11 protein-coding genes are annotated in these 13,360 nt (G+C 68.4%); 9 read left to right on the top strand and 2 right to left on the bottom strand.

What is annotated here, in order from left to right; translation table 11 throughout:
* The first annotated feature begins 32 nt into the window (after window positions 1–32).
* Window positions 33–3,269, top strand: coding sequence for a fused isobutyryl-CoA mutase/GTPase IcmF (gene icmF / locus DFJ65_RS01140; RefSeq protein ID WP_115921428.1), 3,237 nt, complete (start codon window positions 33–35; stop codon window positions 3,267–3,269).
* Between the two features lie 53 nt (window positions 3,270–3,322).
* Here the strand turns inward: icmF and DFJ65_RS01135 are convergent, their stop codons facing one another.
* Both DFJ65_RS01135 and DFJ65_RS01130 read right to left on the bottom strand, forming a co-directional pair.
* Window positions 3,323–4,441: a TerD family protein gene (locus tag DFJ65_RS01135; protein ID WP_115921427.1), complete on the bottom strand. Its 1,119-nt coding sequence runs from the start codon at window positions 4,439–4,441 to the stop codon at window positions 3,323–3,325.
* Between the two features lie 282 nt (window positions 4,442–4,723).
* Window positions 4,724–5,992 carry a glutaminase gene (locus DFJ65_RS01130; RefSeq protein WP_115921426.1) on the bottom strand — a complete coding sequence of 423 codons (1,269 nt, stop codon included), beginning with the start codon at window positions 5,990–5,992 and terminating at the stop codon, window positions 4,724–4,726.
* Window positions 5,993–6,126: 134 nt separating this feature from the next.
* Between DFJ65_RS01130 and DFJ65_RS01125 the strand changes: the two genes are divergently transcribed.
* The 8 genes from DFJ65_RS01125 (at window position 6,127) to DFJ65_RS01090 (ending at window position 13,305) form a co-directional block, all read left to right on the top strand.
* Window positions 6,127–6,507, top strand: coding sequence for a YidH family protein (locus DFJ65_RS01125; RefSeq protein ID WP_115921425.1), 381 nt, complete (start codon window positions 6,127–6,129; stop codon window positions 6,505–6,507).
* Entirely contained in the window at window positions 6,504–6,833 is a 330-nt protein-coding gene (locus DFJ65_RS01120) for a DUF202 domain-containing protein (protein WP_115921424.1), read from the top strand. Before DFJ65_RS01125 ends, DFJ65_RS01120 begins: the two co-directional genes overlap by 4 nt.
* Window positions 6,833–7,618, top strand: a complete 786-nt coding sequence (locus DFJ65_RS01115; protein ID WP_115921423.1) for a helical backbone metal receptor — start codon at window positions 6,833–6,835, stop codon at window positions 7,616–7,618. The genes DFJ65_RS01120 and DFJ65_RS01115 overlap by 1 nt, the downstream gene beginning before the upstream one ends.
* A gap of 39 nt (window positions 7,619–7,657) precedes the next feature.
* Entirely contained in the window at window positions 7,658–8,446 is a 789-nt protein-coding gene (locus tag DFJ65_RS01110; protein WP_115921422.1) for a hypothetical protein, read from the top strand.
* A gap of 207 nt (window positions 8,447–8,653) precedes the next feature.
* Entirely contained in the window at window positions 8,654–11,437 is a 2,784-nt protein-coding gene (ppc, locus tag DFJ65_RS01105; protein ID WP_115921421.1) for a phosphoenolpyruvate carboxylase, read from the top strand.
* Window positions 11,438–11,448: 11 nt separating this feature from the next.
* Window positions 11,449–12,030: a DUF6198 family protein gene (locus tag DFJ65_RS01100; RefSeq protein WP_147301265.1), complete on the top strand. Its 582-nt coding sequence runs from the start codon at window positions 11,449–11,451 to the stop codon at window positions 12,028–12,030.
* 16 nt (window positions 12,031–12,046) lie between these two features.
* A complete protein-coding gene (locus DFJ65_RS01095) occupies window positions 12,047–12,523 on the top strand; it encodes a wax ester/triacylglycerol synthase domain-containing protein (protein WP_115921419.1) in 477 nt (158 codons plus the stop codon).
* Complete coding sequence (locus tag DFJ65_RS01090; protein WP_115921418.1) at window positions 12,520–13,305, top strand: WS/DGAT domain-containing protein; 786 nt, start codon at window positions 12,520–12,522, stop codon at window positions 13,303–13,305. Before DFJ65_RS01095 ends, DFJ65_RS01090 begins: the two co-directional genes overlap by 4 nt.
* Window positions 13,306–13,360: the final 55 nt, after the last annotated feature.

The raw sequence follows: 13,360 nt of genomic DNA, 5'->3' as shown, positions 1-13,360 counted from the left end.
GTGAGCGAGGTCACCGAATTCCTGGAGGAGCCATGAGCGACGCCGAGCCCGAGCTGCACAAGCCCGAGAACCACGTCCGAATCGTCACTGCGGCAAGCCTTTTCGACGGTCACGACGCGTCGATCAACATCATGCGGCGCATCATGCAGACGCAGGGCGCCGAGGTGATCCACCTCGGTCACAACCGCTCGGTGCAGGAGGTCATCGACGCCGCGCTCGAGGAAGACGCCCAGGGCATCGCGGTCAGCTCCTACCAGGGTGGGCACGTCGAATACTTCGAGTACCTCACCGACCTGCTCAAGCAGGCCGGCGCCGAGCACATCAAGGTCGTCGGCGGCGGTGGAGGCGTCATCGTCCACGACGAGATCGACCGGCTGCGCAAGGCCGGCGTCACGATCTTCTCGCCCGAGGACGGCCAGCGCATGGGCCTGGTCGGCATGATCAACTCGGTGATCCTCGACTGCGACTACGACCTCTGGCAGCTCGGCCGGACCAGCGTCGACGCGGTGGTCTCCGGCGACCGCGCCGCCGTCGCGCGGGCCATCACCGGCGCGCAGCAGTCGATGCTCGACGCCGACTTCGTGGCCGCCATCGACGAAGCCGCCGGCAAGCGCGCCGTGCCCGTGCTCGGCATCACCGGCACCGGTGGTTCGGGCAAGTCGTCGCTCACCGACGAGTTGATCCGCCGGATGCGCCTCGACCAGCAGGACAAGCTGCGCGTCGCCGTGCTGGCGATCGACCCGACCCGCTCCCGTGGCGGCGGCGCCTTGCTCGGTGACCGCATCCGGATGAGCTCGCTCGACGGCGACCGCATCTTCTTCCGCTCGCTGGCCACCCGCGGCGGCAGCCAGGTGCCCGAACATCTCGACCAGATCATCGCGATCACCAAGGCCGCCGGCTTCGACCTGATCATTCTCGAGACCCCCGGTGTGGGACAGGGCGATTCGGCGATCATCGACTACTCCGACGTGTCGATGTACGTGATGACGCCGGAGTTCGGTGCCTCCAGTCAGCTGGAGAAGATCGACATGCTCGACCTCGCCGATGTCGTCGCGATCAACAAGTTCGAGCGCCGCGGCGCCGAGGACGCATTGCGCGACGTCGGCCGCCAGATGGTGCGCAACCGCGAGGCATTCGGCAAGAAGCCCGAGGACATGCCGGTCTTCGGCACTTCGGCCGCCACCTTCAACGACGACGGCGTCACCGCGCTCTACCAGGAACTGCGAACCCTTCTGTCCGACAAGGGAATGCATGTCGAAGAGGGCACTCTGCCCCACGTCGACACCAAGCGGTCGACGCGCATCGCCACCATCGTGCCGGCGGCCCGTGTGCGCTACCTGTCGGAGATCGCCGACACCGTGCGCGACTACCACGCCGACACCGAGACCTTCGCGGCCGCGGCCGCTCGTGCCCAGCGCTTCGAGCTCGTCGCGGGCGAACTCGCCGAGGTGCCGGACAGCGTCGACGAACTGCTCCAGCAGGCCAAGAAGGACGTGCCGGACGAGGTCGCGAGCGCGCTGGTGAAGTGGCCGTCGGTGCTCGAGTCGTACTCCGGCGACGAGCAGGTCGTGAAGATCCGCGACAAGGAGATCGTCAACAAGCTCACCCGGGAATCGTTGTCGGGCAACAAGATTCCGCGAGTCGCGCTGCCCCGGTTCAGCGACCACGGCGAGCTGGTGAAGTTCCTGCGCCGCGAGAACCTCCCCGGTTACTACCCGTTCACCGCCGGTGTCTTCCCCTTCAAGCGGGAGGGTGAAGACCCGGCACGCATGTTCGCCGGCGAGGGTGACCCGTTCCGCACCAACCGCCGGTTCAAGCTGCTGTCCGAAGGTCAGCCGGCCACCCGACTGTCGACCGCGTTCGACTCGGTGACCCTCTACGGTCGCGACCCCGACGAGCGCCCCGACGTCTACGGCAAGGTCGGCACCTCGGGTGTCTCGGTGGCGACGCTCGACGACATGAAGGTGCTGTACGGCGGCTTCGACCTGGTCTCGCCCTCGACCAGCGTTTCGATGACGATCAACGGCCCGGCCCCGACCATCCTGGCGTTCTTCCTCAACACCGCCATCGACCAGCAGGTCGACGCGTTCATTGAGCGAGAGGGCCGCGAGCCGAACGAGCAGGAGCGGGCGGAGCTGACCGCGTACGCCCTGGCGAACGTGCGTGGCACCGTGCAGGCCGACATTCTCAAGGAAGACCAGGGCCAGAACACCTGCATCTTCTCCACCGAGTTCAGCCTCAAGATGATGGCTGACATCCAGGAGTGGTTCATCCAGCACCAGGTGCGCAACTTCTACTCGGTGAGCGTCTCCGGCTACCACATCGCCGAGGCCGGGGCCAACCCGATCAGCCAGCTCGCGTTCACCCTCGCCAACGGGTTCACTTACGTCGAGAGCTACCTCGCGCGCGGCATGAAGATCGACGACTTCGCGCCCAACCTGTCGTTCTTCTTCAGTAACGGCATGGACCCGGAGTACTCCGTCATCGGCCGCGTCGCACGCCGCATCTGGGCGGTCGCGATGAAGGAGAAGTACGGCGCCAACGAACGCAGCCAGAAGCTGAAGTACCACGTGCAGACGTCCGGCCGCTCGCTGCACGCGCAGGAGATGGACTTCAACGACATCCGCACCACGCTGCAGGCGCTCATCGCGATCTACGACAACGCGAACTCGTTGCACACCAACGCTTTCGACGAGGCCGTCACCACCCCGACCACCGAGTCGGTGCGCCGCGCGCTGGCGATCCAGCTGATCATCAACCGCGAGTGGGGCCTGGCGATGAACGAAAACCCGCTGCAGGGTTCGTTCGTCATCGACGAGCTCACCGACCTGGTCGAGGCCGCGGTGCTCAAGGAGTTCGACCGCATCACCGAGCGCGGCGGTGTGCTCGGCGCGATGGAGACCGGCTATCAGCGCGGCCGCATCCAGGACGAGTCGATGCTCTACGAACACCGCAAGCACGACGGGTCGCTGCCGATCATCGGCGTCAACACCTTCCGCAACCCGAACGCCGACGACGACGGCACGCCCAAGCACATCGAACTCGCCCGCGGCACCGAGCAGGAGAAGCAGGGCCAGCTCACCCGCGTCCGTGACTTCCAGCAGCGGCACCAGACCGAGGCGAAGGCGGCGCTCGACGAGCTGCGGACGGCCGCGGTCAACGGCGACAACGTGTTCGACGTGCTGATGCGCGCCGCGCGGGTGTGCTCGCTGCAGCAGGTGACCGAGGCCTTCTTCGAGGTCGGCGGTCAGTACCGCCGCAACGTCTGAGCCGACGATGAGGCCAGTGGGCCGCGGAAGCCCAGACCGGCCAGCCGCAGGCGTTACGCGGTCTGCAGACCAAAGGTTCGGATCACTCCGGCGAGGCCATCGAAGAAGCCCTGGCCGATGGCTCGGAACTTCCACTCGCTGTCTCGACGGTAGACCTCGCACAGAAGCATGGCAGTTTCTTGCGTGGCCGCCTCTGCGGCGTCAAATCCAAGAAGTGGGCGGCCGTCATCTGTGCAGTGAACTGTCGTGATCAAGTGTCCAACGTCGCTAAATGTGATCGGGCGCCGGACGGGGTCGATAGAGGCAATGATCAGAATCTTTGCGACCGATAACGGCACGCGGTCAAGGCTGACCTCGACACTAGCGTCACCAGCACCCGCCACTTTCACGGCTAGGGCGCCCTCCGGTGACCTCGGGTTGCCGTAGAAGACGAAGTGCGATTCAGAGACAGCCCGTTGCTGCGAGTCCACCGCCAGCGCCGATACGTCGATACCGGAATCAGGCGGGGTCAGCCATGTTGTCCGCAACACGATGCGATTGTCCGCGGAAGTGGGTAAGGGCCGGTTCGCCCCTTGGGCTACGACCGTCTCCGCCGCGCTGAGATCGCGGATCTGGCCCGAGCTCAGCCCCGTCGTGGGCTGCTGGTGAGGCGTCGGCAGGTCGGCTACCCCGCTGGTAGGAGTGGCGGCCACGACGGGTAGGGCGCGATCGGTGTTGGGCTCAGGTTCTGGCAGCGCGGTGGCCGGTGGTGAGGATGGCCCAGACGGCGTCGGCTGAGGGTCGGATCCTGCAAGCGTCAGAGACGGGTCGGCTGCACGCAGTTCCGACACCATTGCCTGCACTTGTTGTCTACCCTTCGAGAGCGAAAAGGTGTTACGTGCACCGCCCATGGCGCGCGTAAAGCCACCGTCACCAACCGCGACCAGGTCGATGAGGCAACCGTCTGTAAGGGCGTAGATGTAGACCTGGATTGCCCAGAGGTTCAGTTTGCCCGCTCTGGACCCGACCACTGCCACATCCGGCTGGACCATGCCGATGCTGTCCAGCGGATTACCGCTGGCTTGCACCGGGGCTACGCTGTCGGCCTTCATGCGGCGGAACGAATCGTTGATCAGTTGCGCGCAGCGCGTGAGGTCCAGCCGGGTGTGCAGTTCGACCGAATCGGTCTTCATGATGATTCGTCAACGACGTCCGTGGTGGCCATCGTGTTCAGAACAGAGGAGCCCTGTGGAGTTGCACCTGGAACACGTCAGCTTGCCGCCGATGCCAGAGGCGCGGCCGCCGTTGCATGAGGGACAGTCGTGGAGGGGGCGGTGGCACTTGGTGCAGTCCATGATGGAGCGCCTTTCTCGTTGTGAGGATCTGACACGGCCAACTATCCGAGTAGTCGCGGACCAATTGCGAGTCCGGAATTTGCGGGACAGGACCAATCCCTCCACGAGGCATTACTTTGCTCAGCCGGCGACCTGCATCACGTCGTCGGCGAGCCGCACCCCGGACGGCGCCGCGCCGGCAACCACCGTCTCGCCGTCGATCAGCCACACCTCGTGTCCGTCGAGGCCGATCCGACGCAGCAGTTCCAGCAGCATCCGGCGGGCGGTGGCGTCGATCGAGGTCATGTTCTGCAGGTCGACCACGACGGTGTGCTCCTGGGGCGGTGACTCCTCGACCAGCCGGATCGCCTGCTCGACGCTGGAGAAACGCAACGGACCCTGCAACTCGTACAGGTAGGCCGGCGTGCCCGAGCGCAGCGCGATGCGGCGGTGGCGGCGGATCACCGAACGAGTCAGCGGGGGCACCGTCATCAGGTGCATGCCCATCTCGTGGCTGAGCCGTTCGAAGGCGGCAACCCCGCGCACGCTGTTGCCGTGTTCGTCCAGCGGCGGGGAGAAGGTGGCCACCCCGAACTGCCCCGGCAGCGCGCCGAGGATGCCGCCGCCGACACCGCTCTTGGCCGGGATGCCGACGGTGGTGATCCAGTCGCCGGCGGAGTCGTACATGCCGCAGGTGAGCATCACCGACAGCGTCTGCTGCACCACCTCGGGTGTCACCACCTGCCGTCCGGTGATCGGGTTGGTGCCGCCGTTGGCGAGCGTCGCGGCCATTACCGACAGGTCACGCGTGGTCACGCGGACGGCGCACTGCCGGGTGTAGCCGCCGACGACGGCTTCGGGGTCGGCGGTCAACATGTCGTAGCTGCGCAGCATGTGCGCGATCGCCAGGTTGCGGTGCGCATGCTGCATCTCCGAGGCGAACACCCGTTGGTCGACGTCGAGCTCCCGGCCGGCGAATTCCGACAACCCCTCCAGGATCAGCTCGACCCATCGCTCCGGCGGGTCGTTCGGTGCACCGACGAGCGAGTGCGCGGTGAGCGCGCCGGCGTTGATCATCGGGTTCAGCGGACGCTTGGAGTTGCGCTCCAGCGACAGCTCGTTGAAGGCCTCACCCGAGGGTTCGACGTCGATCCGTTCCAGCACTTCGGGCAGCCCGCGGTCGCGGATCGCCATCGCGTAGACGAACGCCTTCGAGATCGACTGGATCGTGAAGAGGGTGTCGGCGTCGCCGGAGGTGTAGGTGCGTCCGTCGGCCGTGGTCAGCGCGATGCCGAAGAGTGCGCGGTCGACGCGGGCGAGCTCGGGGATGTAGTCGGCGGGGGCGCCGCCGGTGACGTCGGAGCACTCCTGCATGAGCTCGGCGAGATAGTCGGGCACGATCGACCGCATCAGGCATCCTTCGGGGGTTCGGGCATCGGGCAACGTCCCCACCGTAGGAAACATCACCGGTGCGGACGGCGCCGGCGACTACGGCGTACGCCGCTAGATTTGTGGGCGACCCTCGCAAACCCGGAGTGTGACCCGTGACCGAGACCGACGAACGGCGCTCGCGGCTGGCCCGCCGCGTGTTCCCCGACGGCACCGAACCCGACCCGCGGTTCACCCTCGCCAACGAGCGCACCTTCCTGGCCTGGATGCGGACGGCATTGGCGTTCATCGCGGGCGGCGTTGCGCTGGAAGCGTTCTCGGACGCATCGTTCAGTTCCTCCACGCGGAAGGTGCTTGCCGTCTGCGTCGTGTGCGTGGGGCTGGTCATCGGTCTGGCGGCCGCCTTCCGGTGGGTGTCGGTCGAGCGCAGCATGCGCGAACGCCGTCCGTTGCCCTTCCCGGTGCTCGTGCCCTTGCTCAGCCTTGGCGCCGCGGTCGCCGCGGTCACCTCGATCCTGTTGGTGCTGAGCCGATGACGGCGCAGCGACCGCACCTCGACGAGGGGTTGCAGCCCGAGCGCACCTCCCTGGCCTGGAGCCGGACGGCGTGGTCGCTGGCGGTCACCAGCGCGATCTTCATCCACTGGTCGCCCCGGCTCGGTCCGTCACTGCTGGTGATGGTGGCGGTCGCGCTGCTCGCGGCGCTGGTCATCGGGGGCACCCGCCGCCGTCGCTACGACCGATGGGTGCGGGGCATCGTGCGAGAACGGGTCGAACCGCAGATCTGGGCGGTGTTGCTGCTCACCGCGACCAGCACGCTGCTCGGTGTCATCGGCCTCGTGGTGATCCTGGGGGACGTCTGATGGCCCGGTCGGTGGTCGACGACCTCGGCGAGGCGGTCGAGGTGCCCGACGAGGTGACCCGTGTGGTGAGCCTGGTGCCGTCGCTCACCGAGGCGATCGTGGCCACCCGAGCGCACGCGCTGGTGGGCGCGACCGACTGGTGCACCCACCCGGCCGATCTCGACGTGCCGCGGGTGCGCGGCACGAAGAACCCGAACCTCGACGCGATCGCGGCGCTCGATCCGCAGCTCGTGGTCGCCAACAAGGAGGAGAACCGCGAACTCGACGTGCAACGGCTGCGCGATCGAGGAATCGCGGTGTGGGTCACCGATATCGAGGACGTGCCGCAAGCGCTCGCCGCGATGCGGCGGCTGTTCGTCGAGGCGCTCGGGTGGGACGCGCCGTCTTGGCTCGACGACGCCGACGCGGCCTGGGCGACGCCGCGTCCGCTCACGCGCCGCGCGGTGGTGCCGATCTGGCGCGACCCGTGGATGGTGGTCGGCCACCCGACGTACACCGCCGACCTGCTCGCGCGGCTCGGGGTGGAGGTCGTCGTGCCGTCGGGAGCCGAGGGGCGCTACCCGCACGCCGAGCTGTCCGACCTCGACGACCCCGACCTCGCCGACGTCGTGCTGCTGCCCGACGAGCCGTACGTCTTCACCGACTCCGACGGCCCCGAAGCGTTCGCGAGCGTGCCGACGCACCTGGTGAGCGGGCGGCTGATCACGTGGTACGGCCCGGCGATGCTCGAGGCGGCGACCCTGTGGATGAACCGGCCGGGGTCGCGCGCCGGTCGTCCATACTAAGGGTTCCGCCCCTCGCCCGGAAGGTGCCGACCGACCGCGATGTCCGTCAACCCGTTGCCCCAGATCCGCGCCGTGCAGTTGTTCACGCCGAACGCGCTGACGACGGTGATCGGGGTGCACTTCGTGGGCACGGCGCAGCCCGACTTCTTCGGATTCACCGCACTCACCCCGGCCAAGCGCAGGCTGCTCGCGCTGGGGCAGCGTCCGACACCGATGCTGACGGTCAGCATCGGCGCCCACCAGATGCTGCGGCAACTGTCCGCCGGGTTCGCCGGCATTCTGTCGACCGAGTCGGGGCATCGCGTCGTGCGCGACTTCCTGTGGGCGCTCGCCCGACTCGACGGACCGCAGGTGATGCGGATCGCCCACTACCTCGGCCGTTCCGCGGCCGGGCGGACGCGGCCCAACCCGGCGCCCGCGCCGTCCGCGCAGTCCGCGCCCGCGAAGCGGCCGGTGAGCGACCGGGAACGCGCCGTCGCGTTCCTCACCGCCGACTCGCGCGCCGAGGATGCGGGCCTCGTCGACGACGTGTGCTCCCGCTTCGCGCGGTTGTCGGCGCGCGAACAGGTCGCGGTCGGGCAGGCGATCCGGGCGATCATCGACGCCTACTCGGTGCTCGGCCGGCTGACCCCGCAGCGCCGCACGCGGCCCGGGCCCGACGGGCTGAGTCCCGCCGACGATGCCGCGGCCGCCGTCGACGCCGCGCTGACCCGGCTGGCCGCCGCGCTGCACGAGGCGCAGGAGAGCGACACCAGCAGTCTGCGGGCGCTGCGGCTGTACGCCGGGCAGTGGGCCGAGCGTCCGGACGACCCGCTGAACCTCGGCTGACCCGACACCAAGTCGCGTCAGGCGCGACTTGCTCGGGCGTAGTCGTCGATACCGCGCAGCAAGTCGCGTCGGGCGCGAGTTCGCCCGGACGGCGCCCGCCCCTCGGGCGCGAGTTCGTCCGGACGGCGCCCCAGCGTGACGCACGTCTCGTCCGTTCCGTGAACACCCTGTCTCACCTACCAGCCGGTCACGCCCATACTTGGCGCCATGATCGATCAGCCTGCGCCGATGGTCTCCGAAGCGAGCGAGGAAGGCCGCGCGGCAACCGAACCGCTGCGCGACGACATCCGCCTGCTCGGCGGCATCCTCGGCGACGTCGTCCGTGAGCAGGAGGGCGAGCGCGTCTTCGAACTCGTCGAGCAGGCCCGCAAGAAGGCGTTCGCCGTGCGCCGGCAGGAGGTCGACCGGGAGGGGTTCGCCGAACTCTTCCACGAAACCTCGACCCGCGACGCGCTGCACGTGATCCGCGCGTTCAGCCTGTTCGCGCTGCTGGCCAACCTCGCCGAAGACCTCCACCGGGAGCGCCGCCGGGCCGTGCACACCGGCGCGGGGGAGCCGCCGATCGACGGGTCGCTCGCCGCCACCTTCCCCAAGCTGCAGGCCGCGGGTCTCGCACCGTCCGAGGTCGAGGACGCGTTGCGCGACGCGACCGTCGTGCCGGTGATCACCGCACACCCGACCGAGACGCGCCGCCGCACCGTCTTCGAGGCACAGAGCCGCATCAAGCGCACGATGCGCACCCGCGAACGCATGACCCTCACCGAACAGGAGGAGCGGGATGCGTTGCGCGACATCAAGATCCAGATCATCACGCTCTGGCAGACCGCGCTCATCCGGTTGAAGCGGGTGCAGATCGAGGACGAGATCGAGGTGGGTCTGCGCTGGTTCGAGGCGTCGCTGTTCGAGGTGATGCCGCGGATCAACGCGCAGGTGCGACGCGAACTGAACCAGCTCTACCCGGGCGCCGACCTGTTGCCGGAGCCGATGTTGCGTGCCGGGTCGTGGATCGGCGGCGACCGCGACGGCAACCCCAATGTCACCGAGTCGGTCGTGGCGACCGCGTCACGCCGCGCGTCGGAGACCGCGATCACGCACTACCTGCGTGAGCTCGACCGCCTCGAGGTGAGCCTGTCGCTGTCGCGGCGGCTCGCCGCCACCGACGACGACCTGCTCGAACTCGCCGACCTCAACACGGAGGACGAACGCGACGACGAGCCCTACCGGCGCGCCCTCCGCTGGATCCGCGGCCGGCTGGAGGAGACCTACGTCGCCTTCTTCGGACGTCGCGCCGACGCCAGCATCGAGGTGGCCGGCGCCACCGCCTACCTGGAGCCCGACGAACTGCTCGCCGACCTCGACGTCGTCGACAACTCGCTGCGCTCGGGGCACGACAGCCTGCTCGCCGACGCCGAACTCGCCGGCCTGCGCGAGGCGGTGCGCACCTTCGGGTTCCACCTGTACGGCCTCGACCTGCGGCAGAACTCCGATGTGCACGAGGAGACCGTGGCCGAGGTGTTCGCCTGGGCCGGCGTGCACCCCGACTACGCCTCGCTGGGCGAGCAGGAGAAGGTCGACCTGCTGGTCGCCGAACTCGGCTCACGGCGTCCGTTGGTCGGTCGCGGCGCGGAGTTCTCCGACCAGACCCGCAGCGAACTCGCGATCGTCGCGGCCGCCGCCGACGCCGTCCGCACCTTCGGACCCGAGGCGATCCCGAACTACGTGATCTCCATGTGCACCAGCGTCTCCGACATCCTCGAGTGCGCGGTGCTGCTGAAGGAAGCCGGGCTGTACGTGCCCGACGACGAGGGCGGCGCCACCTGCTCGGTCAACATCGTGCCGCTGTTCGAGACCATCGAAGACCTCCAGGTCTCGGCCACGACGCTTCGTTCGGCGCTCGCGCTGCCGGCCTACCGCACGCTCGTCGACTCCAAGGGCGGCCTGCAGGAGGTCATGCTCGGTTACAGCGACTCCAACAAGGACGGCGGTTATCTCGCCGCCAACTGGGCGCTCTACCGCGCCGAACTCGACCTGGTCGACGTCGCCACCGAGTTCGCGATCCGGCTGAGGCTGTTCCACGGACGCGGCGGCACGGTCGGCCGTGGCGGCGGTCCCAGCTACGACGCGATCCTCGCGCAGCCGCCGGGCGCCGTCCGTGGGTCGCTGCGGCTCACCGAGCAGGGCGAGATCATCGCGGCGAAGTACGCCGAGCCGGCGCTCGCCTACCGCAATCTCGAAGCGATCGTCTCCGCCACCTTGGAGTCGTCGCTGCTCGACATCGAGGGGCTGGACGACACCGACCAGGCCTACCGCGACCTCGACGAACTCGCTGCGCTCGCGCGGGAGGCGTACAGCGACCTGGTGCACCGCACCGACGGCTTCGTCGAGTACTTCAAGACGTCGACCCCCGTCGCCGAGATCGGCGCCCTGAACATCGGCTCGCGTCCGGCCTCCCGCAAACCGACCGAGAAGATCTCCGACCTGCGGGCGATCCCGTGGGTGATGAGCTGGTCGCTGGCCCGCATCATGCTGCCCGGCTGGTACGGCACCGGCACCGCGGTGCAGAAGTGGATCGACGAGGACGAGTCGCGGCTGGAGAAGCTGCAGCACTACTACCGTGACTGGCCGTTCTTCCGCAGTGTCATGTCGAACCTCGCGCAGGTCATGGCGAAGTCGGATCTCGGTATCGCCGAACGGTATTCGCACCTCGTCGAGGACGAGGAACTGCGCGCCCGGGTGTTCGGACGGATCGTCGACGAGCACGCTCGCACGGTCAAGGTGTTCGGCCAGATCACCGGCCACGACGACCTGCTGTGGGACAACACGGCACTGAAGCGCTCGGTGTTCAACCGCTTCCCCTACCTGGAACCGCTCAACCACCTGCAGGTGGAGTTGCTCAAGCGCTACCGCGCCGGTGACGAGGACGAGCAGGTGCGCCGTGGCATCCTGCTCACGATGAACGGTCTGGCCACGGCTCTGCGAAATTCAGGGTGAGTATGTCCTTGGTGCGTCGGGCGATTCAGCTGCCGATCGGCTGCATCGTGCTCGGGCTCGGCGTGTGTCTGCTGTTGCAGGCGGAGCTCGGTTCGGACGGCTACTCCACCTTGATGAGCGGGCTCAGCAAGGCGACGGGGCTCGACTTCGCGATCGTCAGCTGGGTGGCGGCGGCCATCCTGGTGGGACTGGCCTGGCTGCGTGGCCAGAAGCCCGGCCCCGGCACGATCAGCCAGTTGGTGCTCGTCGGGCTGACGGTGAGCCTGGTGATGCGGGTGATGCCCTCGGTCGGTCACCTCGGCGCGCGCATCGCCTGTTTCGTCGCGGGCTATGTGGTGCTCTGCATCGGGGTGGCCGCCTACCTGGCGACCGACCTCGGCGCCGGCCCGGCGGAGGCGGCCGCGCTCGCCTTCGACCCGCCGCTGCGGTTCGGCGTGAGCTACACGATCTTCCAGTTGTGCGGCGTGGTCGTCGGTTGGTGGTGCGGCGCCGCGGTCGGCGTCGGCACGATCATCCTGGCGGCCGGCATCGGCTGGTCGATCGACCGGTTGATGCCGTTGCTCGGTCATCAGCCCCGCCCAGAGCCCAACTGACTGGTAACTTCCGGCGATGACTTCCCAGGCGCTGCCCGACGACTTCGCGCCGATGCCGCTGACGGTGCAGGACCAGCTGTGGCTGGACATGGACCGTCCGAACAACCTCATGGTGATCGACTCGCTCATCTGGTTGGCGCAGTCGCCCGACTGGGACGCGATCCGCGCCACCATCCAGGAGCGGATGGTCGACCGGTACCCGGTCTTCCGGTGCCGTCCCGAGCACATCCGCGGACGCACCCACTGGGCCCGCGACCCGCAATTCCGGCTGTCGCGGCACGTGCGCAAGGCCGGGTTGCGCGGCCCGGTCGATGAGGAACGGGTGCGTGAGTACGTCTCCGGCGAACGCAGCAAGCCCTTCGCGTCCGCGACCTGCGTGACCCCCTCGGCGCCCCGGGCCGGGCCGCCGCCCAGATGGGCGAACTCGCCGCCGGCGCCGTCACCGAGGTGGCCACCATCGCCGGCGACCCGTAGCGTGCCGTCGACGTCATGACCTACGTCGCCGGCATCACCCCGGGCAGGCGCAACGCCGCCAACACCACGGTGGAGACCCTCGCGCTGTTGCGGCAACGCAACCCCGAGACGGTGTGGACGGGCACCCCGGGCGTCGACAAGAACGTCGTCTGGGCCACCCCGGTGCCGTTGGCGACGGTCGTCGCGACAGCCCGCGCGACCGGCTGCACGGTCAACGACGTGCTGCTCACCGCCGTCGCCGGGATGCTGATGACCTACCTCGCCGAGCGCGACGAACGGCTCGACGAGGTGGCCTGGCTGCTCCCGGTCAGCCTGCAACCGTTCGGTCAGGGGCTGCCGGACGCACTCGGCAATCACTTCGCGCTGGTCAACTTCCGGATGCCGCTCGACATCGACGACCCCGCCGAACGGGTGCGCGAGATCCACCGGCGCACGATGCGGATCAAGAACTCGCAGGAAACCCTCATCACCTTCGGGGTGCAGCGTGCGATCGCGCAGTCACCGCAGGCGATGAGCGTGGCTCTGACCAACTTGTTCGCCAACCTGACCGTCGGCGTGCTCACCAACGTGCCCGGCCCGCGCGGACCCGTCGCCCTGGCCGGCACCCCGGTCGACGCCATCCTCGGGTGGGCGCCCTCGTCGGGCGACCAACCGATGACGATCTGCATCTACAGCTACGCCGGGCAGGTCTACCTCTCGCTCGGCGTCGACGCCACGCTGATCCCCGACGCCGACCGGATGACCGACCTGCTCGAAGAAGAGGTCGACCGGTTGCACCGCGAACTCGTCGGCACCCACTGACCCTCCGATCGCTGTGCGACCGCTGTCCGACCCAATTCGATAAGAAGACCTGCGA

Origin of the sequence: Calidifontibacter indicus (genome assembly GCF_003386865.1) — a bacterium.
Taxonomy (GTDB): domain Bacteria; phylum Actinomycetota; class Actinomycetes; order Actinomycetales; family Dermatophilaceae; genus Yimella; species Yimella indica.
Note: the sequence above shows the minus strand (reverse complement) of the source record. Positions and strands in the feature narration are given on the sequence as shown.